The sequence below is a fragment of the Streptomyces sp. NBC_00028 genome, from assembly GCF_045041065.1.
Lineage (GTDB): Bacteria > Actinomycetota > Actinomycetes > Streptomycetales > Streptomycetaceae > Streptomyces.
Map to the genome: position 1 here is coordinate 3,640,421 of NZ_CP108293.1, position 22,387 is coordinate 3,662,807.

A 22,387-nucleotide genomic window follows, 5' to 3' on the forward strand; every position below is an offset into this window, starting at 1 on the left:
TGAAGCTGGCGTTGATGCTGGTCACTGGACTCGCCTCCTCTCGGCGTCTCGGGGGGACTGGGGTGAGCCAGTCCTACGGGTATGTAAGTACAGCATGGAAGAGGGCCCTCAGAGAAGGCCTCCGTTCCAACGCCTAAGAACCTATGGGGATTGCCGGGGCATGCGCAAACTATTTTTTCGACGAGTTCGCCTCAGTCCCCAACTTCTTCCGCCCCGGGGTCCTGGCCTGCGCAGATGGCCAGAACATCGGCTCCGTAGCGGTCGAGCTTGCGCTTGAGGACGCCGGGGATGCGCGACAGCTCGGCCGGAGTGCTCGGCTCCGTCTCGGCGATGGCGATCAGGGTCCGGTCCGTGAAGACACAGAAGTCCGGCTGACCGCTGAGCCGCGCCTGGGTGCCCCGCCACTCGCGCAACCGCTCGTAGAGACCCTCGTCCATGTCGGAGGGGCAGTCCTCGCAGCGCATCAGCTTCATCTCGCCGGCGTCGGTGAGCGTGCGGCCGCAGACCCGGCAGCGGGCGGGGGTGCGCTGGGTCCGGCGCGGCACCACGTCGGCCGCCGTACTGCTCGTGAAGCCCCGTTCGACGCCCCCGGGGCCTCCGCCGCCGGTCCGCCCCACGGCCGTGGCCGAGCCGGGGCGCAGTCCGTCGAGGAAGCGGCTGGGGCGGCGGTTGGGGCGACCGCCGGGCGAGCGGGAGAGGGCCCAGGAGACATGGAGGTGTTCGCGGGCGCGGGTGACACCGACGTAGAGGAGGCGGCGCTCCTCCTCGATCTGCTCGTCGGTCTTTGCGTAGGTGATCGGCATCATGCCCTCGGCGACGCCGACCAGGAAGACGACGTCCCACTCCAGGCCCTTGGCCGAGTGCAGGGAGGCGAGGGTGACGCCCTGGACGGTCGGGGCGTGCTGGGCGTTCGCCCGCTCGTCGAGCTCGGCGACCAGGTCGGCGAGGGTGGCGTCGGCTCTGGCGGCGGTGAAGTCCTGGGCGAGGTTCACCAGTGCGGCGAGCGACTCCCAGCGTTCCCTGACCGCGCCGGAGCCCGCCGGGGGCTGCGCGGTCCAGCCCTCGCCGGAGAGGACGGCCCGTACCTGGGAGGGCAGGTCGGGGGCGTCGTCCAGCCGTGAGTCGTTGCCGCCGAAGCGGGCCGCGCCGCGCAGGTTGACGATGGCTCTGCGCACTTCGGGGCGGTCGAAGAAGCGCTCGGCACCCCGCAGCTGGTAGGGAATGCCGGCGTCGGCGAGCGCCTGCTCGTAGGTCTCGGACTGGGCGTTCGTACGGAACAGCACGGCGATCTCGGCGGCCTGGACGCCGGCGGCCAGCAGTTCGCGGATGCGGCGGGCGGCGCCCTCGGCCTCGGCGGGCTCGTCGGTGTGCTCGCTGTAGACGGGTTCGGGGCCCGGGGCGCGCTGCGAGACCAGCTCCAGACGGTGGTCGGCGGCGCGACCGCTGGCTTGGGAGAGCAGACCGTTGGCGAGATGGACGACCTGGGGGGTGGAGCGGTAGTCGCGGACCAGCTTGACGACGGTGGCGCCGGGGTGGCGGGTGCGGAAGTCGAGAAGATGGTCGGGAGTTGCTCCTGTGAACGAATAGATCGTCTGGCTGGCGTCGCCGACCACGCAGAGGCTGTCGCGGTCGCCGAGCCAGAGCTCCAGCAGCCGCTGCTGGAGGGGGCTGACGTCCTGGTACTCGTCGACGACGAAGTGCTGGTACTGGGCGCGGACCTGGTCGGCGATGTCGTGCCGGTCCTGGAGGACGGCCACCGTCAGCAGCAGGACGTCCTCGAAGTCGATGACCGCGCGGTCCCGCTTGAGGGCCTCGTAGGCGGCGTAGAGCTGGGCGATCTCGGCCGGGTTGCGGGGGGACTCACGGCCGGCCTTGGCGGCGGCGAGGGCGTAGTCGCCGGGGACGGTCTGGGTGACCTTGGACCACTCGATCTCGGCGGTGACGTCCCGCAGCTCGCCGCGGTCGAGGCGGATGCGGCAGGCGGCGGCCGCGTCGACGACGAGCTGGATCTTGCGGTCGACGAGCCGGGGCATGGAGCCACCGACGGCTTTCGGCCAGAAGTACTGGAGCTGACGCAGGGCGGCCGAGTGGAACGTACGGGCCTGGACCCCGGCCGCGCCGAGCTGGCGCAGCCGGCCGCGCATCTCGCCGGCGGCGCGGTTGGTGAAGGTGACGGCCAGCACGCTGGAGGGCTGGAGGATGCCGGCGCGCACGCCGTAGGCGATGCGGTGGGTGATCGCCCGGGTCTTGCCGGTCCCGGCTCCGGCCAGCACGCACACCGGGCCGTGCAGGGCGGTGGCCACCTCGCGCTGCTCGGGGTCGAGCCCTTCGAGCACCGCGTCGGCCGAGTCCGGTACCTGCGGGAAGAGGGGGGAGTGCGTTGCTGCTGTCACACCGCCATGCTGCCAGGTCGGCGGAGACGGCTGTGCCGGTTGTCCACAGGCAGGGGCTCGCAGTCGTACTAATGCGGCAGGCGTCACGTGCGGGGATACCCCGGGTGGGAATGGTGACCCGCTCGCGTACGTTTCCCCCACTGGACGACCTCTTCCCCCGAGCCACCAGAGGAGCGCGCGAGACATGCAGGGCACTGTGACGATGTACAGCACCACGTGGTGCGGTTACTGCCAGCGGCTGAAGAAGCAGATGGACCGCGAAGGCATCGCGTACACCGAGATCAACATCGAGCAGGACCCGGCGTCCGCCGCGTTCGTGGAGAAGGCGAATGGCGGAAACCAGACGGTTCCGACCGTGCTGTTCGCCGATGGTTCGACGCTCACGAACCCGTCGCTGGCCCAGGTGAAGCAGAAGATCGCCGCCTGAGCGGACGTACGGCGCTTCGGGGCCGCTCCCTTTGCTGGGAGCGGCCCCTTCGCATGCTCAGACGCTGCGCGTCGGCAGTGGCTTGCCGTACCAGAGCTCGATCAGCCGGGCCGCGATCGAGATGCCGTACGGCGGCAGGACCTCGCCGGAGTCGAAGGCGGCGCCCAGCTCGTCGCGGGAGAACCAGCGGGCCTCGCTGATCTCGTCGCCGTCGACGTTGATCTCGGTGGAGGTGGCGCGGGCCAGGAAGCCGAGCATGAGGCTGGACGGGAACGGCCAGGGCTGGCTGGCGACGTACTCGACCTGACCGACGGAGACGCCGGCCTCCTCGAAGACCTCCCGGCGCACCGCCTGCTCGATGGACTCGCCGGGCTCGACGAAGCCGGCGAGCGTCGAGAAGCGGCCCTCGGGCCAGTGGACCTGGCGGCCGAGCAGGATGCGGTCGTCCTCGTCGGTGACCGCCATGATCACGGCGGGGTCGGTGCGCGGGTAGTGCTCGGCGCCGCAGGCCTGGCAGCGGCGGATGTGCCCGGCGGCGGCGATGACGGTGCGCTCGCCGCAGCGGGAGCAGAAGCGGTGGGTGCGCTGCCAGTTCTCCAGACCGACGGCGTGGACCATGAGGCCCGCCTCGCGCGGCGACAGCAGCAGGCCCGCCTCCCGCAGGCCCGCCGGACGGGCCGACTGGTCGATACGGCCGGGCAGGGTGTCCTTCTGGAGGGCGAAGTAGCTGACGCCGTCCTCGTCGATGCCGAGGAAGTAGCGGTGGGCCTCGGTGAGCGGAGCCTCGAAGGCGGGCGTCATGACGAGTTCGGTGCGGCCCTCGGCCGTCTCGTCGATGAGGACCTGACCGCCGGAGACCACGAAACAACGGGTCGTGGGGTGGCTCCAGGCCGCCGCGAGCCAGGCCTCGTCGAGCCGGTGGTGGGCGGCCCGGTCGATGCCGCTGGGGGCGGTGAGCGAGATGGGTCGGTCGGCGGTGTGGTCGGTCCAGGTGGTCACGGGTGCTTCCAACTCCCCCGGTGGAACGGATTGTTTCGGCGGGCGGTTCGGCGGGACGGTCGAGGTTCAGGGCTCATGGCGCCAGTGCTCCGCCAGGTCGCCCCACAGGTACGCGGTGGTCTCGACGCCCTTGAGGAGGAGATCCAGTTCGACCTTCTCGTTGGGCGCGTGCCAGCCGTCGGACGGGACGGAGATGCCGAGGAAGAGCACGGGGGCGCCCAGGACCTCCTGGAGGTCGGCCGCCGGCCCCGACCCTCCCTCGCGGGTGAAGCGGACGGGCTTCTCGAAGGCGCGGCCCATCGCGCGGACGACGGACTCGAGGGCCGGGTGGTCCAGCGGGGTCAGACACGGGCGCGTGCCGCCGCTGAACGTGATCTCGCAGCGGATCCCGGCGGGTACCTGGGTGGCGGCCCACGCGCGGACGACCTTCTCGACGTGGTCGGGTTCCTGTCCGGCGACGAGCCGGAAGGACAGCTTCACCATGGCGGAGGACGGGATGACGGTCTTGCTGCCGGCTCCCTGGTAGCCGCCGCCGATGCCGTTGACCTCGGCGGTGGGGCGGGCCCAGATGCGCTCCAGGGTGGTGTGCCCGGCCTCGCCCTGGGTGGCGTACGACTTGGCGGTGCGCAGCCACTGCTCCTCGTCGAAGGGCAGCTCGGCGAGGAGGGCGCGCTCACGGTCGGTCAGTTCGACGATGCCGTCGTAGAAGCCGGGGACGGCCACGCGTGCGTGCTCGTCGTGCAGCGCGGCGACCAGGCGGGCCACGGCGGTCGCCGGGTTGGGCACGGCACCGCCGAAGGATCCGGAGTGGATGTCCTGGTCGGGGCCGTACAGCTGGATCTCGCACTCGGCGAGGCCCCGCATGCCGGTGCAGACGGTGGGGGTGTCCTCGGCCCACATGCCGGTGTCGGAGACGATGACGGCGTCGGCGGCGAGGCGCTCCGCGTGCTCCTCGACGAGGGCACGGAAGTGCGGCGAACCGGACTCCTCCTCGCCCTCGATGAGCAGTTTGAGGTTGACGGCGGGGGCCGTGCGGCCGGTGGCGGCGAGGTGGGCGCGGACGCCGAGTGTGTGGAAGAACACCTGGCCCTTGTCGTCGGCCGCCCCGCGCGCGTAGAGGCGGTTGTCGCGGACGACGGGTTCGAAGGGCTCGCTGTCCCAGCCGTCCGCCAGGGCGGCGGGCTGTACGTCGTGGTGACCGTAGACCAGGACCGTGGGTGCGCCGGGGACGTCGGAGGGCCACTCCGCGAAGACGGCGGGGGCGCCCGGGGTCGGCCAGACCTCGGTGGTCGGGAAGCCGGTCTCGGTGAGTTTGGCGGCGAGCCAGTCGGCGCTGCGGCGTACGTCGGGCGCGTGGTCGGGCTGGGCCGACACGGAGGGGATGCGCAGCCACTCGGCGAGGTCGTCGAGGAAGGCGGTGCGGTGCTGCTCGATGTACGTACGGACGGCGCTGTCCGGGGTCAGGCTCATGGTCACGAGCCTATCGGCCCGCACCGACATCCTCGGTGGGCGGTTCCTCACAGTTTGCTTGCGCGGAGGAGCCCTCCAGAAGCAATCGCTCCAACGTTCTGCGCCCGGGCAGACCGTCCGGCCGTACGACCTCGCCGGTGCGCACGAACACGAACGCGGCCGTGACCGACTCCGGCGGCACTCCCTGCTGCTCGGCCCAGCCGAGCCGGTAGAGGGCGAGTTGCAGGGGGTCGGACGTACCGTCGCGGCTGGTCTTCCAGTCGACGATCTCGTACGACGTCGTCCCGCCGTCGTCCTGCCGGTAGACGGCGTCGATGCGCCCCCGGACCACCCGGCCCGCGATGGCGAGCTGGAACGGTGCCTCCACGCGGTACGGCGTGCGGTGGGCGTACTCGGTGCGTTCGAAGGCCTCCTTGAGGGCCTCAAGGTCGCGTTCGTCGGCGATGTCGGCCTCGCTGCCGGGCAGCTCCTCCGGGTCGAGCATGGGCAGCGTCAGCTCTTCGAAGCGGGCTTCCACCCAGGCGTGGAACCGGGTGCCCCGGCGCGCGGACGGTTGCGGGGGGCGCGGCATGGGGCGCGCGAGTTCCTGCGCGAATCCGTCCGGGTCCTCGGCCAGGCGCATCAGCTGGGAGACGGTGAGCGAGGCGGGCAGGGGTACGTCGGTGACGGCCTCCCGCGCGCGCAGGAGCTCGCCGGTGAGGGCGTCGAGGTCGCGGTCCCAGGAGGCGAGCGTCCGGGCTTCCTCCGGGGTGAAGGGGGCGGGCTCCGGGGCGACGGGGCCGGGTTCCGGGGTGAAGGGTTCCCGGTCTGTGGGGTGCGGGAGCGCGTGTGGGGCCTGCGCCTGGGGTTCCGGCGCGGTCGCCTGGTGCGGGACCGAGGGACGGTCCGTGGTCCAGGAGTCCCAGTCGTCCGGATCGTTCAGGTCGTCCTCGGAGGAGGGCTCCTCCTCGTAGGGGGCTTCATCGTAGGAGCCTTCGTCGTCCTCGGGCGGGGGCGGCCAGTCGGGGTCCTCGTAGTCGTCCGGGTCGTGGGCGTCCGCGCGGGAGGCGAGGCGCTCCAGGTGGGCCAGGACCGTCTCGGCGGCGGTGCGGCGGCGGGCCAGGGACGCGTCGTCCAGGGGCAGCGGCCACACCTGGTCCTCGGTGGCCCGGTGCAGGGCCGGGTTCTCCTCGTCCTCGGCGGGCTCCTCGGCCCAGGCCTCGATCTCGCCGTGTCCGGCCGCGCAGTGGTCGTGGAGGGCCTGGAGGAAGTCGGAGGGGCCCCGGGGCTTCTTCTGGGCGGGCCCCCACCAGTGGCCCGAGCCGAGGAGCAGCGAGCGGGGGCGGGTGAAGGTGACGTAGCCGAGGCGGAGTTCCTCGGTGTGCTGGTGGTCCTTCATGGCCTCCTGGAAGGCCTTCAGGGCGCGCGAGTCCCAGGCGTCGACGTCGGGCAGGGTGGCGGCGTCGCCGCGCAGTTCGTGCGGCAGCACCTTGCCCTGGGCGGTCCACTTCTCGCGGCCCTGGGTGCTGGGGAAGGTACCGGTGACCAGGCCGGGGACGGCGACGACGTCCCATTCCAGGCCCTTGGACTTGTGGGCGGTGAGCACCTTGACGGTGTTCTCGCCGCCGGGCAGCGCGTTGTCGAGGCCCTTCTCGTATTGGGCGGCGGTGCGCAGGAAGCCGAGGAAGGCCAGCAGGGTGGCCTCTCCGTCGCCTGCGGCGAAGGAGGCGGCGACGTCCAGGAAGTTGGACAGGGTCTCGCGCCGGCGGGCGGCCAGGGCGTTCGGGGACGCCGACAGCTCCACTTCCAGGCCCGTGACCGCTAGGACGCGGTGCAGGACGTCCATCAGCGGATCCGAGAGGGAGCGGCGCAGGTCGCGCAGTTCGGTGGCCAGCCGCGCGAACCGCACGCGCGCGTCCGGCGAGAACGGCAGACCGTCCTCCTCGCGCTCGGTGGCGAACGGCAGCTCCACGAACGTGTCCAGCGCGTCCGCGAGCGATATCACCTCGGAGGGGTCGACCCCCTCGACGGCCTCCGCGAGTCGGCGGTCCCGGTCGTCGCCCGCGTCCACGCGCGCGTGGGACACCAGCAGACGGGCGCGGCGCCCTAGGAGGGCGAGGTCGCGCGGGCCGATGCGCCAGCGCGGGCCGCTCAGCAGACGGACGAGGGAGGCGTTGGCGCCGGGGTCCTGGAGGACTTCGCAGACGGCGACGAGGTCGGCGACCTCGGGCAGGTGCAGCAGCCCGGAGAGCCCGACGACCTCGACGGGGACGTCCCTGGCGACCAGCGCGCCCTGGATCTCGGCGAAGTCGGTCGCCGTACGGCACAGGACGGCGATCTCGCCGGGCGCCTTGCCCGTGTTCACCAGGTGGGCGACCGAGTCGGCGATCCAGTCGATCTCCTCGGCGTGGGTGCGCAGCAGGGCGCAGCGCACCACGCCGTCGCGTTCGGCACCGGGCGCCGGGCGGAGGGCCTCCACGCCCGCGTGCATGGCCCGCAGCGGCTCGGCGAGGCCGTTGGCGAGGTCGAGGAGGCGGCCGCCGCTGCGGCGGTTCTCGCTGAGCGCCTGGCGGGTGGCCTGGCTGCCGTCGGCGTGGGCGAAGTGCTCGGGGAAGTCGTCGAGGTTGGCGACGGAGGCGCCGCGCCAGCCGTAGATCGCCTGGCAGGGGTCACCGACCGCGGTCACGGGGTGGCCGGTCCCGCCCCCGAAGAGGCCCGCCAGGAGGATGCGCTGGGCGACCGACGTGTCCTGGTACTCGTCGAGCAGGACGACCCGGAACTCGTCGCGCAGGACGCGGCCCACCTCGGGGATCTGGGCGAGCTCGGCGGACAGGGCGATCTGGTCGCCGAAGTCGAGCAGGTCGCGCTCACGCTTCGCGGCCCGGTAGCGGCCCACCAGCTCGGCCAGTTCACGCCGGGCGGCGGCCGCTTCGGGGACCTTGCGCAGGTCCGCGTTGGTGAGCTTGGCGCCCTGGAGAGCGAGCAGCAGCTCGGCGTCGTACGCCCGCAGGGTCTCCGGTCGTACGAGGTGTTCGGCGAGCTCGGCGTCGAGGGTGAGGAGGTCGCCGACGAGGTCCGGGAAGGAGCGGGTGAGCGCCGGGTAGGGGCCGGGGGCTTCGCGCAGCACGCGCGCGGCGAGCTGGTAGCGGGTGGCGTCGGCCAGGAGGCGGGACGTCGGTTCGAGGCCGATGCGCAGGCCGTGGTCGGTGAGCAGGCGGCCCGCGAACGCGTGGTACGTCGAGATGACCGGCTCGCCCGGCGGGTTGTCCGGGTCGATGATGTCGGGGTCGGTGACGCCCGCCTTGATCAGCGCCTTGCGGACGCGCTCGGCGAGTTCACCGGCGGCCTTGTTGGTGAACGTCAGGCCGAGGACCTGCTCGGGGGCGACCTGGCCGGTGCCGACCAGCCAGACCACGCGGGCCGCCATCACCGTCGTCTTGCCGGAGCCCGCGCCGGCCACGATCACCTGGGGCGCGGGCGGCGCGACGATGCAGGCCGTCTGCTCCGGGGTGAACGGGATACCGAGGAGCTCCTTGAGCTGATCGGGATCGGTGATACGGGCGGGCATGTCGCAGAGGCTAGCGGCGGCCACTGACAGTCGAGGACGAATCGACCGCCGATTCGAGAGAAGCGCAGGTCAGTACGTGTGGTGCGACGCGTCACAGCCGTCCGGTCACTCCACTACCTGGCGTCCCTCGGGTCGGGCACTGCACGACGCCTGGAAGGCGCAGTGGGTGCAGTGCTGGCCGGTGGTCGGGGTGAACCGCTCGTCGAGGACCTTGCCGGCGGCCGTCGCGAGCAGGTCGCCGACCCACTCCCCCGCCGCGCCTTCGATGGGGTCCTGTGCCTGCACCTTGGGCAGGGTCTCGCCGCCGTCGCGCTTGGCGGCGCCCTGGCGCAGCTGGACGAGTTCGGCGCCGCCCGGCTCGGGGCGTACGCCGTCGAAGGCCTCGTCGACGGCGCCCTCGCGGACGGCGAGCTGGTAGACGGCGAGCTGCGGGTGGTGCTCCACCTCGCGCGCGGTCGGCGCCTGTTTGCCGGTCTTGAAGTCGACGACATAGGCGCGGCCGTCGCCGTCCGCCTCGACGCGGTCCATCTGGCCGCGGATGCGCACCTCGTAGTCGCCGGCTTCGAGGGTGACGTCGAAGTCGTGTTCGCTGGCGACCGGGGTGCGGCCGGTGCGGTCCATGACATGCCACTTCAGGAAGCGTTCGAGCGCCACGCGCGCGTTCTCCTTCTCCTGCGCCGACTTCCACGGCGCGTCGAAGGCGAGGGCGTTCCACACGGAGTCGAGGCGCTCCATGAGGACGGCGAGGTCGGCCGGGGTGTGTCCGGAGGCGACCTCGTCGGCGAGGACGTGCACGACGTTGCCGAAGCCCTGGGCGACCGTCGCGGGCGCGTCGGCCTTCACCTCGCGGCCCAGGAACCATTGCAGGGCGCAGGTGTTGGCGAGCTGGTCGAGGGCGCTGCCGGAGAGCACGACGGGCTGGTCGCGGTCGCGCAGCGGCACCTTGGACTCGGTCGGCTCGAACATGCCCCACCAGCGGTAGGGGTGGGCGGAGGGGACGAGGGGGCGCCCGTCCTCGTCGGTGAGGGCGGCGAGCCGGGCCAGCCGGCGGGCGGCGGCCTCCCTCAGGCCGTCCGACACGCGTGGGTCGACGGTCGTGGCGCGGAGTTCGGCGACGAGCGCGGCGACGGACAGGGGGCGGCGCGGGCGGCCGGTGACGTCCTTGGGTTCGACGCCGAGCTCGGTCAGGAAGCGGGAGGGCTGGTCGCCGTCGTCGGCCGGGGCCTTCACGGCCGTGACGACGAGGCGCTCACGCGCGCGTGTGGCGGCGACGTAGAACAGGCGGCGTTCCTCGGCCAGCAGCGCCCCCGGGGTGAGCGGTTCGGCGAGGCCGTCGCGGCCGATGCGGTCGGCCTCCAGGAGGGAGCCGCGGCGGCGCAGATCGGGCCACAGACCCTCCTGGACGCCGGCGACGACGACCAGACGCCACTCCAGGCCCTTGGAGCGGTGCGCGGTCATCAGACGGACGGCGTCGGGGCGTACGGCACGCCGCGTGAGGGTGTCGGCGGCGATGTCCTCGGCGTCGATCTCCTCCAGGAAGTTGAGGGCGCCCCGGCCGCCGCTGCGCTCCTCCGCGCGGGCGGCGGTGGCGAACAGCGCGCACACGGCGTCCAGGTCACGGTCGGCGTTGCGGCCGGCCGCGCCGCCGCGCCGGGCGGCCCGCTCCAGGCGGGCGGGCCACGGTGTGCCGTTCCACAGGTCCCACAGCGCCTCCTCGGCGCTGCCGCCGCCAGCGAGGCGCTCACGGGCCTTGCGCAGCAGTGCGCCCAGGCGTTGGGCGCCTCGCGCGTACGCGGGGTCGTGCACGGCCAGCCGCTCGGGCTCCGCGAGCGCCCGCGCGAGCAACTCGTCCGAGGGTGGCGGCAGGGCGTTGCCCGCGGCCCGCTCCTCGTCGCGCAGGGCGCGGCCGAGACGGCGCAGGTCCGCGGCGTCCATGCCGGCGAGGGAGGAGGTGAGGAGGGTGAGGGCGGTCTCGGTGTCGAGCCAGCAGGTCTCGGGTTCCTGGGGCTGGGGTTCAGCTTCCTCGGACCGCGCCCCGGCCTCCGCCGTCGCCACCGCCCGCAGTGCGGTCAGCAGGGGGGCCACCGCCGGTTCGTGCCGCAGCGGCAGGTCGTCGCCGTCGATGTCCAGGGGTACGCCCGCAGCCGTGAGCGCCCGGCGCACCGTCGGGATGGTGCGCGACCCGGCGCGCACCAGGACGGCCATCTCGCCCCAGGGCACGCCGTCCTCCAGGTGGGCCCGGCGCAGGATGTCGGCGACGTTGTCCAGTTCCGTACCGGGCGTGGGATACGTGAAGACGTCGACGCGCCCGCCCTCCCTGACCGGTGTGAGCTCGCGGTGGGCGCGGACCTTCTCGGCGGGCAGCCGGGTGAGCGGCATGCGCTGGGTCAGCAGCCGGGTCGCGGTCAGCAGTCCGGCGCCGGAGCGGCGGGAGGTGCGCAGGACCTCGACGGGCGCCGGGCGGCCGTCCACGCGCGGGAAGGCGTCGGGGAAGTCCAGGATGCCGTTCACGTCGGCGCCGCGGAAGGCGTAGATCGACTGGTCGGGGTCGCCGAACGCGACGAGGGTGCGTCCGCCGCCTGCGAGGGCGTGCAGGAGCCTCACCTGGGCCGGGTCGGTGTCCTGGTACTCGTCGACGTAGACGGCGTCGTACTGCGCGGCGAGCCGCCCGGCGGTCTCCGGGCTGTGGGCGAGGAGTACCGCGCGGTGGACGAGTTCGGCGTAGTCGAGGACGCCCTGGAGGTCGAGGACGTCGAGGTACTCGGCGAGGAAGGCCGCGGCGGCACGCCAGTCGGGGCGGCCGATACGGCGGGCGAAGGCGTCCAGGGCGGCCGGGTCCAGGCCCAGTTCGCGGCTGCGGGCGAGCACCGCGCGGACCTCGTCGGCGAAGCCCCGGGTGGTCAGACAGGCCCGCAGTTCGTCCGGCCAGCGCACATGCGCGAGGCCGAGCCGCTCCAGGTCGGGCTGGCCGGCCAGGAGTTCGCGGACGGTGACGTCCTGCTCGGGGCCGGAGAGCAGCCGTAGCGGTTCCACGAACAGGTCGCTGTCCTGGTGGGCGCGGACCAGGGCGTAGCAGAACGAGTGGAACGTGGTCGCCTGCGGCGCCCGGCCTGCTCCTATGCGCAGCGCCATGCGGTCACGCAGTTCGACGGCGGCCTTGCGACTGAACGTCAGCACGAGCACGCGTGCGGGGTCACCGCCGCGGGCGATGCGCGCGGCCACGGACTCGACGAGGGTGGTGGTCTTGCCCGTGCCCGGACCTGCGAGGACGAGCAACGGGCCGCCCTTGTGCTCAACCACGGAGCGCTGCGCGGCGTCCAGAGGAGGGGGATCCACGCGGGCCGGCGGGGTACGCACCAGTCGGTAAGCGCCACGGTTCCCCTGGCGCACCTGGGGGTGCGCCAGGCGCCTGGTGGAGGAAGAGGAGCTCACGTGGTTCGCCGGTCCTGGTGGGTGTGCTGGTTGGCTGTCCGCCGTGCGTGCAGGGCGGTGATCGCGGGGTGAGGGGGGCCTGTGCAGCCGACGCTACGCCGACCAACGGATCGGAAGCAGGGCTTCCGCTTCTTCCCTCGGAGCACGCGCGGCACTCTCGACCCGTACGTCCCCCGGAGCATTCGCGACCCTCGCGGCACGTACGTCCCTCGCCCCTCGAACGTACGCCATGCCACGGACGTGCCCCTGTTCCCCCGTACGGATCACAGGCTCCCCCAGGGCCCGTCCGATGGCGGAAGCTGTCAGGTGTGACCCTCCGCGCGTTCACCGCCGTCCCACCGCGCCCGTTTCATGTCCAGGCGCGGCATGTGGCCCTCGGCGGCCCTGCTCGCCGTCTTCAGGGGCGTGCCCTCGGCCCGGTAGTGATCGAGCGCCCGCAGCTCGTGGCCCGGCAGCAGCACGCCGTCCGAGCGGACCACACGCCACCACGGGACGGCGCCTCCGTAGAGCGCCATCACCCGGCCGACCTGACGCGGGCCGCCCTCCTCCAACCACTCGGCCACGTCGCCGTAGGTCATGACGCGCCCGGGCGGGATGAGATCGGCCACCTCGAGGACGCGCTCGGCGTACTCCGGGAGGGCGTCCGGCGGGACGTCCCGCGCAAGGCTCTCGTCGCTCATCCGCCCCATCCTGCCCCACCCCACCGACAATGTGACGCGCTGGCGACCGCGGGGATCCCTCGCCCTGGAGCGGCGCTTCCGGCAGACTGTGCGCCCCCGCATGTGCACCCTGACGCCCCGGTGTGTCAGCGGAGCATGCCACCATCGTGCGGGCGGTGACCGGTGATACGAGATCAAGAAGAGACGATGAAGCAACAGGGCGTGCCCCCGGAGGACGCGGAGAGCACCTCTGACGCTTCGTCGCGCCCCGGCGCCGACGACGCGGCCGACACCTCCGCGACCAGCGCCGACTTGGACGAGGAGACCCACGCCGAAGAGGTCGAGGGCGACGAACCCCTCCTCCCCGCGCGCGTGCACCGCCCCTCGGACCTGATGCGGCTCCTGGTGGGCGTTCTCGCGGTCGCCGTGCTGCTGGCGATCGCCGCGTTCGCGCACGGCACGACCTCGGGCCTCGAACAGGACATCAACAAGGGCACCGGACAGGCGCCCGACCTGCTCATCAAGATCGCCGGCCTGGCCTCCAGCATCGCGATCCTGCTGGTGCCGGTCGCCTTCGCGATCGAGCGGCTGATCAAACGCGACGGGCTGCGCATCGCCGACGGCGTGCTCGCGGCGGTCCTCGCCCACGGTGTGACCCTGGCCACCGACCTCTGGGTCGCCAAGGCCGCTCCGGACTCGATCCAGGAGGCGCTGACCCAGCCCTCCCCGGGCGACATCCACGCCCTGACCGACCCGGTGCACGGTTATCTCGCGCCGGTCATCGCGTACATGACGGCGGTCGGCATGTCCCGGCGGCCGCGCTGGCGCGCGGTGCTCTGGATCGTGCTGATGCTCGACGCCTTCTCGATGCTCGTCACGGGCTACACGACCCCGTTCTCGATCATCCTGACGGTGCTCATCGGCTGGACCGTGGCCTACGGGACGCTGTACGCGGTCGGCTCGCCCAACGTCCGGCCCACCGGGCGCACGCTGATGGCGGGCCTGCGGCACGTCGGCTTCCACCCGGTCAGCGCGGCCCGCGAGGAGGCCGTGGAGACCCCGGAGACCGGTGACCGCGGCCGACGCTACTTCGTCACCCTGGAGGACGGCCCGCCGCTCGACGTGACGGTCGTCGACCGGGAGCAGCAGGCGCAGGGCTTCTTCTACCGCGCGTGGAGGAATCTGACCCTGCGCGGCTTCGCCACCCGCAGCAGCCTGCCCTCCCTGCGCCAGGCCCTGGAGCAGGAGGCCCTGCTGGCCTATGCCGCCATCGCGGCCGGCGCCAACGCGCCCAAGCTGATCGCGACCTCCGAGCTCGGCCCCGACGCCGTGATGCTCGTCTACGAGCACACCGGCGGGCGCACCCTCGACTCACTGGCGGACGAGGAGATCACCGACGACCTGCTGCGTGACACCTGGCACCAGGTGCGGGCCCTGCAGTCCCGGCGCATCGCGCACCGGCGCCTCGTGGGCGACGCGATTCTGGTGGATCGTTCCGGCACCGTGATCCTCACCGACCTGCGCGTCGGCGAGATCGCGGCCGGCGACCTGCTGCTGCGCATGGACATCTCCCAGCTGCTGGTGACACTCGGGCTGCGCGTGGGCGCCGAACGCGCGGTGGCGGCCGCGGTGAACGTGCTCGGCCCGGACGCCGTCGCCGACTGTCTGCCGATGCTCCAGCCCATCGCCCTGAGCCGCTCCACGCGCGCGACCCTGCGCACCCTGGCCCGGGAACGCGCCCAGCGCGAGCGCGACGCGATCCTTGAGGCCTCCCGACAGGCCAAGCAGGCCAGGCTCGAAGAGGCCCACGAGGACGCCAAGCCGGTCCTCGACAAGCCCGACAAGAAGGCCGTACGCGCGGAGGCGCGGGCCGAGAAGCGGGCCATCGACGAGGCACTGGACGAGGCGCGCGAGGACGATCTGCTCACACTCATCCGCCATGAGGTGCTGCTGATCAGGCCCCAGGCGCCCGTCGAGCCGGCCCGTCTGGAGCGGGTGCGGCCACGCACGCTCATCAGCGTCATCGCCGGTGCCATCGGCGCGTACTTCCTGCTGACGCAGCTCACCCACATCGAGTTCGGCCCCCTCATCCAGAACGCCGAGTGGGGCTGGGTCGCGGCGGCCGTGCTGTTCTCGGCGGCGAGCTACTTCGCGGCGGCGATGTCGCTGCTGGGGTTCGTGCCCGAGCGGGTGCCCTTCATGCGGACCGTGGGGGCGCAGGTCGCCGGGTCCTTCGTGAAGATCGTCGCGCCGGCCGCGGTGGGCGGCGTCGCCCTCAACACGCGCTTCCTGCAACGCCAAGGAGTGCGGCCCGGGCTCGCGGTGGCCAGTGTCGGCGCCTCGCAGCTGTTCGGACTCGGCTGCCACATCCTGATGCTGCTCTCCTTCGGCTACCTGACCGGCACCGAGAAGACGCCGTCGCTGTCGCCCTCCCGGACGGTCATCGCGGGTCTGCTGACGGTGGCGGTGCTCGTGCTGGTGGTCACCTCCGTGCCGTTCCTGCGGAAGTTCGTGGTCACGCGCGTGCGTTCGCTCTTCGCCGGCGTCATCCCGCGCATGCTCGACGTGCTGCAGCGGCCGCAGAAGCTCTTCACCGGCATCGGCGGCATGCTGCTGCTGACCGCCTGCTTCGTGATGTGTCTGGACGCCTCGATCCGGGCCTTCGGCACCGAGGGTTCCTCGCTCAGCATCGCCAGCGTCGCGGTCGTCTTCCTCGCCGGCAACGCGCTCGGTTCGGCGGCTCCGACACCGGGCGGTGTGGGCGCCGTGGAGGCGACCCTGACGGTCGGTCTGATCGCCGTGGGCCTGCCCAGCGAGGTCGCCGCACCCGCCGTCCTCCTGTACCGGTTGCTGACCCTGTGGCTGCCGGTGCTGCCGGGCTGGCTGGCCTTCAACCACCTGTCCCGCAAGGGAGCGCTGTAGGCACGACCCCGGGTCCCGTACCAGGGCACGCGCGCGTACCTCGTACGGCCCGTGCCCCGAGCGGGCCGTCCTGCCCGCCCGCAGGATGGGACCATGCCGAACCCTCCCCGTCTGCGGGCCGCTGCCCTGACCGCCTCCGCCGTCCTGCTGTCCAGCGTGCTGGCGGGCTGCGGCGACGACTCCAAGGACCAGGATCTGACGGCCCAGAAGCTGAGCTGGGAGGACTGCCCGGCCCCGTCCACGGCGGAGGGCGGCGGTGATGCCCCGTCGCCTCTGCCCGACGGCGACGAGTGGCAGTGCGCCACCCTCAAGGCGCCCCGCGACTGGGCCGATCCCAAAGGCGACACGATCGGACTGGCGCTGATCCGAGCGAGGACGAGCGGCGACGAGAGCAAGCGGATCGGCTCCCTGATCTTCAACTTCGGCGGCCCCGGCGGCTCGGGCGTCACCACCCTGCCCGCCTTCGGCGAGGACTACGCGAAACTGCGCACCCGGTACGACCTGGTGAGCTTCGACCCGCGCGGAGTGGGACGCAGCGCCCCCGTGGAATGCCTCGACGACCTCCAGCTCGACGCGTACTTCCAGCAGGACGCCACCCCCGACGACACGGCCGAGCGCACCAAGCTCCTGGCCAACACCAAGGAGTTCAACGCGGCCTGCGAGGACAACTCCAAGAAGGTGCTCCCCCATGTGCGCACCACCGACGCGGCCCGCGACATGGACCTGATGCGCCAGGTCCTCGGCGACGACCGGCTGCACTACTTCGGCATCTCGTACGGCACCGAACTCGGCGGCGTGTACGCCCACTTGTTCCCCAAGCGGGTGGGCCGGGCCGTCTTCGACGCCGTGGTCGACCCGACCGAGGACTCCGAGCAGGGCTCGCTCGGCCAGACCAAGGGCTTCCAGCTCGCCCTCGACAACTTCGCCGAGGACTGTGTGTCGAAGACCGAGGACTGCCCGATCGGCGACACCGCACAGGACGTCAAGGACCGCATCGCCAAACTCCTGAAGGACCTCGACACAACGCCGATCCCCGGGGTCGGACTGCGTGAGCTGACCCAGACCGCGGCGACCAGCGGCATCGCCCAGTCGCTGTACTCGCAGGACTTCTGGGAGTACCTGACGGAGGGCCTGGACCAGGCGTACGCCGGGGACGGCAGGGTCCTGATGCTGCTGGCCGACTCCATGAACGGGCGCAACGAGGACGGCACGTACAGCAATCTCACCGCGGCCAACATCGCCATCAACTGCGCGGACGACAAGGCCCGGTACACCGAGGACTACGTCGAGCAGAAGCTCCCCGAGTTCCGGTCCGCCTCCCCGGTCTTCGGCGACTATCTGGCCTGGGGAATGGTCAGCTGCACCGACTGGGCCGTGAAGGGCGCCGCCGAGCACCCCGACGTGAGCGCGGCCGGCTCGGCGCCGATCCTCGTCGTCGGCAACACCGGCGATCCGGCCACGCCGTACGAGGGGGCGCGAAGGATGGTGGACGCCCTGGGCGAGGGCGTCGGCGTCGAGTTGACGTACAAGGGCCAGGGACACGGCGCCTACGACAGCAAGAACAAGTGCGTGCAGAGCGCGGTGAACGGCTATCTGCTGGACGGCAGGGTGCCGACGGCCGGGACCGTGTGTTCCTGACCCTCCCGCATCAAGAAAAGTGCAGGTCAGAACGTTATCCACAGGCCTCGGCGGTCGTCGTGTGATCCGCCTACCATGGCATGACCGCCATCCGCGGCACGATGCGGACGGCCCGCGAGGGGGGACTGCGATGACGCGTTTCGTACGGTGGACGGCTCTGGCCGCCGCCGCGGCACTACTGGTGGGGGCCTGTAGCGGCGGCTCGTCCGACGACGGAAAGGGCGACGGGGGCGACGGGGAGACCCACGCGTCCGGCCCGTCGTCGAGCCCCTCCGACACCGAGGCCGCGGCAGCGCTGCCCGCCTCGCTGACCTCGCAGAAGCTCGACTGGGAAGACTGCAAGGGCACCGCCGACTCCCCCGCCCCGAGCAGCGAATGGCGGTGCGCGACGCTCAAGGTGCCGCTGGACTGGGCCAAGCCGTCGGGGAAGACCATCGGCCTCGCACTGATCCGCGCCGAGGCGCGCGGCGACGACAAGATCGGCTCGCTGCTGTTCAACTTCGGCGGCCCGGGCGGCTCCGGTGTGTCGATGATGCCGCTGTACGGCGCTACGGTCTCGCCCCTGCGCGAGCGGTACGACCTGGTGAGCTGGGACCCGCGCGGGGTCGGCGGAAGCGAAGGCGTCCGCTGCCGCGGCGACAGGGCGATCGAGTCCGCCGAGTCGATCGACGCCACGCCGGACACCGCGGCCGAGGAGGCCGCCTACTTCCAGGACGCCACCGACTTCGGCAAGGGCTGTCAGAAGGCGGCCGGCGAGCTGTTGGCGCATGTCTCGACCACCGACACCGCCCGCGACATGGACCTGATGCGCCAGGTGCTGGGCGACGAGAAGATGCACTACTTCGGCATCTCGTACGGCACCGAACTCGGCGGCGTCTACGCCCATCTGTTCCCGAAGAACGTGGGGCGGCTGATCCTCGACGCGGTCGTCGACCCGAGCGCCGACACCGTGGGGCACGCCGAGAACCAGACCCGGGGCTTCCAGCGCGCGCTGGACGACTACCTGAAGTCGACCGGCCAGGACCCCGAACAGGGCACGCGGAAGATCGCCACGCTGCTGAAGGACCTCGACGCGAACCCACTGCCGACGGGGACCTCACGGAAGCTGACCCAGACCCTCGCGGTCACCGGCATCGTGCTGCCGCTCTACAGCAAGGCCAGTTGGCCGACGCTGACCAGTGCGCTGAAGGCCGCGGAGGAGGGGGACGGCTCGGAGCTGCTGACACTCGCCGACGGCTACAACGAACGGGACACCTCGGGCCACTACGGCACGACGACCCACTCCCAGCGGGTCATATCGTGCCTGGACGACAAGCAGCGGCCGACCGCGGCGGAGACGAAGAAGCTCCTGCCGACGTTCGAGAAGCTCTCGCCCGTCTTCGGGGCCTTCCTGGGCTGGGACACGGCCGGCTGGTGCCACGACTGGCCGGTGGCCGGGCAGTGGGACACCCCGGAGGTGAGCGCGCCCGGCGCGGCGCCGGTCCTCGTGGTCGGCAACACCGGCGACCCGGCGACCCCCTACGAGGGCGCCCGGAAGATGGCGGACGAGCTGGGCAAGGGCGTCGGTGTGGAGCTCACCTGGAAGGGCGAGGGACACGGCGCGTACGGCAGCGGGAGCGACTGTGTCGACTCGACGGTGAACGCGTACCTGCTCAAGGGCACGGTGCCGAAGGACGGCAAGGTCTGCTCATGACGACGGCGGGGGCCGCGCGCACCCGTGGTGCACGCGGCCCCCGCCGTACGGCAGACCTTCGGTCAGTAGACCGGCTTGTGCGGCTCGATCTGGTTGACCCAGCCGATCACACCGCCGCCGACGTGCACCGCGTCCGCGAAGCCGGCGGACTTGAGCACGGCGAGGACCTCCGCGCTGCGGACGCCCGTCTTGCAGTGCAGGACGATCTTCTTGTCCTGCGGGAGGCCCTCCAGGGCGGTACCCATGAGGAACTCGTTCTTCGGGATCAGCTTGGCGCCGGGGATCGAGACGATCTCGTACTCGTTGATCTCACGGACGTCGATGATCTCGATGTTCTCGCCGTCGTCGATCCACTCCTTGAGCTGCTTGGGAGTGATCGTCGCGCCGGCGGCCGCCTCCTGGGCCTCCTCGGAGACGACGCCGCAGAAGGCCTCGTAGTCGATGAGCTCGGTGACGGTCGGGTTCTCGCCGCAGACCGCGCAGTTGGGGTCCTTGCGGACCTTGACCTGGCGGTACTGCATCTCCAGGGCGTCGTAGATCATCAGGCGGCCGACCAGGGGCTCGCCGATGCCCGCGAGGAGCTTGATGGCCTCGTTGACCTGGATGGAGCCGATGGACGCGCACAGCACGCCAAGGACGCCGCCCTCGGCGCAGGAGGGGACCATGCCCGGCGGCGGGGGCTCCGGGTAGAGGCAGCGGTAGCAGGGCCCGTGCTCGGACCAGAAGACGGAGGCCTGGCCGTCGAAGCGGTAGATCGAGCCCCACACGTACGGCTTGTTGAGCAGCACGCAGGCGTCGTTGACCAGGTAGCGGGTCGCGAAGTTGTCCGTGCCGTCGACGATCAGGTCGTACTGGCTGAAGATGTCCATCACGTTGTCGGCCTCGAGCCGCTCCTCGTGAAGGACCACGTTCACGTACGGGTTGATGCCGAGGACGGAGTCGCGCGCGGACTCGGCCTTGGAGCGGCCGATGTCGGCCTGGCTGTGGATGATCTGGCGCTGCAGGTTCGACTCGTCGACCTCGTCGAACTCCACGATGCCCAGCGTGCCGACGCCCGCCGCGGCCAGGTACATCAGCGCCGGCGAGCCCAGGCCGCCGGCGCCGACGGCCAGCACCTTGGCGTTCTTCAGCCGCTTCTGCCCGTCCATCCCGACGTCGGGGATGATCAGGTGGCGGGAGTACCTGCGGACCTCGTCTACGGTGAGCTCGGCAGCGGGCTCGACCAGGGGTGGCAGCGACACGGGGACTCCGTTGGTCGGTCAATCATTACGGTTGTTCTCCCCGTAACACTGCCATGGCCTTTTTCATTCCGAGACACCCGTCCCGATCCGCGAGACGATGTCGTCCCAGTAGCCGGGCATCGTCTCCCAGGGGTCGCTCCGGCCGTCGCGGTCCGTGCGGTCGGTGAAGTAGAGAGTGGCGGCTCCCTGCCAGCGGGCGATGCGCAGAGCCTCGTCGAGATGCGGCGCCGGCACGCCGTGGACGAAGTGACAGAAGCGGTCGGGCGGATAGTCGGCGGTCCACTCGGCCACCTGCGACCAGCGGTAGTCGCTCCATGGGCCGGAAAAGGTGACCAACTGGTCCGCGCTCTCGGCATAGCCGGGATAGGGATGGGTGCCGTGACCGAGGACGACATGGGCGTCCTTGTCGGCTATCGCGCGCAGCGTGGTGACCGTGCGCCGGATCTCGGGGAGCGCGGTGCGTTCGGTCGGGCAGCGGTCGAGGAGGAAGCCGTCGACCTTGTACCAGTCGATGTAACGGTGCGCGTCGGAGACCATCTCCCCGAACGACCGTGCCCCGTACGTGGCGTCGACGTGTCCGAGGACACGGATACCCGCGTTGCGCAGGCGCCCCGCCGCCGCCAGACAGTGCGGGTCGGGGCGGCTGCCCGGGCCGTCGGCGACATTGAGGACGACCCAGTGCAGGGGCGCGGAGCGGGGGCGGGTGAGTTCGGCCCACTCGGCGGGGGCGACGAGGGGGTGGGCGAAACCCGGGATGCCTAGACCGGTGTGCAGACCGGTGCCCTGTTTCGTTCGGTTGGTACTGGTCAGATGCGGCATGCCGCCTCCATCCAGATGTCCGCCAGGGACTCTTCGAGGTTGATACGGGGACGCCAGCCGAGGCGGTCGCGGGCGGTGCGTACGTCGGCCTGCTGCCAGCTGCCGCAGCCGTCCGGGTACGGGTAGGCGACCGGGGCCGCGTGGTCCGGCTCGGGACGGGGGTGGCCGATGGTGGGACGCAGCGACGGGCCGGGCGGACCGTCGAGCTCGTGGAGGGCGCCGCCGTAGCCGGCCACGCGCGCGAGGACCGCGGCGGCGTCCCGGAGGCGGACGGCGCGGCCGGAGCCGATGTTGATGACGCCCTGCGCGGCGGACAGGCTCGCCGCGTGCACGGCGCGGGCGACGTCCCGTACGTCGATGAAGTCCCGCTGGACGCCGAGGCCGCCGAGCTTCAGCTCGCCGTCGCCGGACTGCATGGCGCGGCGCATCGCCTCGGCGAGCCTGCCGAGCGGGGAGCCGGCGGGGGTGCCCGGGCCCGCGGGTGAGAAGACCCGCAGGACCACGGCGTCCAGACCGGAGCCGAGGACGAGTTCGGTGGCGGCGAGTTTGCTGACGCCGTACGGGCCGCCGGGGCGCGGGACCGCGTCCTCTGCGGTGGAGCTGCCGGGTTGGCTGGGGCCGTACTCGGCGCCGCAGCCGATCTGGACGAGCCGTGCGCCGCAGCCGCTGCGGCGCAGCGCCTCGCAGACGGTGGCCACGGCGACCGTGTTGTGGCGGGTGAGTTCGCGGGCGCCGCCCCTTGTCGCGCCGGCGCAGTTGACCACGACGCCGGGGTGGACCGCGTCGAGGAAGCGGGTGAGCGCGCCGGGGCTGCCGGACGCGAGGTCGAAGCGGACGTCGGCGTCGTCGCCGCGGCCCAGCGCGGTGAGCTGGACGGCCGGGTCGGCGAGGAGGCGGTCGGCCACGAAGCGGCCGAGGTAGCCGTTGGCTCCGATCAGCAGGACCCTCATCGTGCTGCTCCCGGGGCCTCGTGGTCGGGTCGGGAGGTGATCATCTGGTGCTCTCCTTCAGCAGGGTGTGCCTCCGGGCTCCGGCGGTGGGCGGGGATGCCTGCGGCGGCCTGTGCGGGGTGGGGGCGGGGGTGAGGGTGGGGGCGGGGGTGAGGGTGGGGGTGGGGGATGGCGGGGTGGGTAGCGCGGGGTGCGTC

13 protein-coding genes are annotated in these 22,387 nt (G+C 72.1%); 4 read left to right on the forward strand and 9 right to left on the reverse strand.

The annotated features are described in order from the left end of the window. Positions 1 to 191: 191 nt before the first annotated feature. On the reverse strand, positions 192 to 2,393 hold the full coding sequence (locus tag OG885_RS15975) for an ATP-dependent DNA helicase UvrD2 (RefSeq protein WP_405731461.1): 2,202 nt from the start codon (positions 2,391 to 2,393) through the stop codon (positions 192 to 194). Between the two features lie 184 nt (positions 2,394 to 2,577). Here OG885_RS15975 and OG885_RS15980 point away from each other — a divergent pair, with 184 nt between their 5' ends. After that, the gene (locus tag OG885_RS15980) at positions 2,578 to 2,820 is read left to right on the forward strand and encodes a mycoredoxin (protein WP_307026129.1); all 243 of its coding nucleotides are present in this window, start codon (positions 2,578 to 2,580) and stop codon (positions 2,818 to 2,820) included. A gap of 57 nt (positions 2,821 to 2,877) precedes the next feature. On the opposite strand, the gene nudC is transcribed toward OG885_RS15980, so the two are convergent. The 5 genes from nudC to OG885_RS16005 form a co-directional block, all read right to left on the reverse strand. Further along, positions 2,878 to 3,819: an NAD(+) diphosphatase gene (gene nudC / locus OG885_RS15985; protein ID WP_399948505.1), complete on the reverse strand. Its 942-nt coding sequence runs from the start codon at positions 3,817 to 3,819 to the stop codon at positions 2,878 to 2,880. 66 nt (positions 3,820 to 3,885) lie between these two features. Then, positions 3,886 to 5,289, reverse strand: a complete 1,404-nt coding sequence (locus tag OG885_RS15990; protein ID WP_405731465.1) for a dipeptidase — start codon at positions 5,287 to 5,289, stop codon at positions 3,886 to 3,888. A gap of 10 nt (positions 5,290 to 5,299) precedes the next feature. After that, positions 5,300 to 8,836 (reverse strand): ATP-dependent DNA helicase, encoded by a 3,537-nt coding sequence (locus OG885_RS15995; RefSeq protein WP_405731468.1) that lies wholly within the window; start codon positions 8,834 to 8,836, stop codon positions 5,300 to 5,302. 105 nt (positions 8,837 to 8,941) lie between these two features. Further along, positions 8,942 to 12,268, reverse strand: coding sequence for an ATP-dependent helicase (locus OG885_RS16000; RefSeq protein WP_405731471.1), 3,327 nt, complete (start codon positions 12,266 to 12,268; stop codon positions 8,942 to 8,944). Between the two features lie 302 nt (positions 12,269 to 12,570). Beyond that, entirely contained in the window at positions 12,571 to 12,948 is a 378-nt protein-coding gene (locus tag OG885_RS16005) for an MGMT family protein (protein WP_405731475.1), read from the reverse strand. Positions 12,949 to 13,134: 186 nt separating this feature from the next. On the opposite strand from OG885_RS16005, the gene OG885_RS16010 reads away from it, so the two are divergent. From OG885_RS16010 to OG885_RS16020, 3 genes are all read left to right on the forward strand, one after another. Then, positions 13,135 to 15,849 (forward strand): lysylphosphatidylglycerol synthase domain-containing protein, encoded by a 2,715-nt coding sequence (locus tag OG885_RS16010; protein ID WP_405731478.1) that lies wholly within the window; start codon positions 13,135 to 13,137, stop codon positions 15,847 to 15,849. A gap of 93 nt (positions 15,850 to 15,942) precedes the next feature. Further along, positions 15,943 to 17,487: an alpha/beta hydrolase gene (locus tag OG885_RS16015; protein WP_405731481.1), complete on the forward strand. Its 1,545-nt coding sequence runs from the start codon at positions 15,943 to 15,945 to the stop codon at positions 17,485 to 17,487. Positions 17,488 to 17,617: 130 nt separating this feature from the next. Beyond that, the gene (locus OG885_RS16020; RefSeq protein WP_405731484.1) at positions 17,618 to 19,180 is read left to right on the forward strand and encodes an alpha/beta hydrolase; all 1,563 of its coding nucleotides are present in this window, start codon (positions 17,618 to 17,620) and stop codon (positions 19,178 to 19,180) included. A 62-nt stretch (positions 19,181 to 19,242) separates the two neighbouring features. Here the strand turns inward: OG885_RS16020 and moeZ are convergent, their stop codons facing one another. The 3 genes from moeZ to OG885_RS16035 all read right to left on the reverse strand — a co-directional run bounded on the left by moeZ (position 19,243) and on the right by OG885_RS16035 (position 22,190). Next, entirely contained in the window at positions 19,243 to 20,421 is a 1,179-nt protein-coding gene (gene moeZ / locus OG885_RS16025; protein ID WP_399948545.1) for an adenylyltransferase/sulfurtransferase MoeZ, read from the reverse strand. 63 nt (positions 20,422 to 20,484) lie between these two features. Next, positions 20,485 to 21,240: a spherulation-specific family 4 protein gene (locus OG885_RS16030; RefSeq protein ID WP_405731487.1), complete on the reverse strand. Its 756-nt coding sequence runs from the start codon at positions 21,238 to 21,240 to the stop codon at positions 20,485 to 20,487. Continuing rightward, complete coding sequence (locus OG885_RS16035) at positions 21,228 to 22,190, reverse strand: NAD-dependent epimerase/dehydratase family protein (RefSeq protein ID WP_405731490.1); 963 nt, start codon at positions 22,188 to 22,190, stop codon at positions 21,228 to 21,230. Before OG885_RS16035 ends, OG885_RS16030 begins: the two co-directional genes overlap by 13 nt. Between the last annotated feature and the right edge of the window lie 197 nt (positions 22,191 to 22,387).

Bases quoted from the DNA above. Each gene is read 5' to 3' on its own strand.
- OG885_RS15980 (WP_307026129.1), top strand. From the start codon at position 2,578: ATGCAGGGCACTGTGACGATGTACAGCACCACGTGGTGCGGTTACTGC.
- OG885_RS15990 (WP_405731465.1), bottom strand. From the start codon at position 5,289: ATGAGCCTGACCCCGGACAGCGCCGTCCGTACGTACATCGAGCAGCAC.
- OG885_RS15995 (WP_405731468.1), bottom strand. From the start codon at position 8,836: ATGCCCGCCCGTATCACCGATCCCGATCAGCTCAAGGAGCTCCTCGGT.
- OG885_RS16005 (WP_405731475.1), bottom strand. From the start codon at position 12,948: ATGAGCGACGAGAGCCTTGCGCGGGACGTCCCGCCGGACGCCCTCCCG.
- OG885_RS16010 (WP_405731478.1), top strand. From the start codon at position 13,135: ATGAAGCAACAGGGCGTGCCCCCGGAGGACGCGGAGAGCACCTCTGAC.
- OG885_RS16015 (WP_405731481.1), top strand. From the start codon at position 15,943: ATGCCGAACCCTCCCCGTCTGCGGGCCGCTGCCCTGACCGCCTCCGCC.
- OG885_RS16020 (WP_405731484.1), top strand. From the start codon at position 17,618: ATGACGCGTTTCGTACGGTGGACGGCTCTGGCCGCCGCCGCGGCACTA.
- OG885_RS16030 (WP_405731487.1), bottom strand. From the start codon at position 21,240: ATGCCGCATCTGACCAGTACCAACCGAACGAAACAGGGCACCGGTCTG.
- OG885_RS16035 (WP_405731490.1), bottom strand. From the start codon at position 22,190: ATGAGGGTCCTGCTGATCGGAGCCAACGGCTACCTCGGCCGCTTCGTG.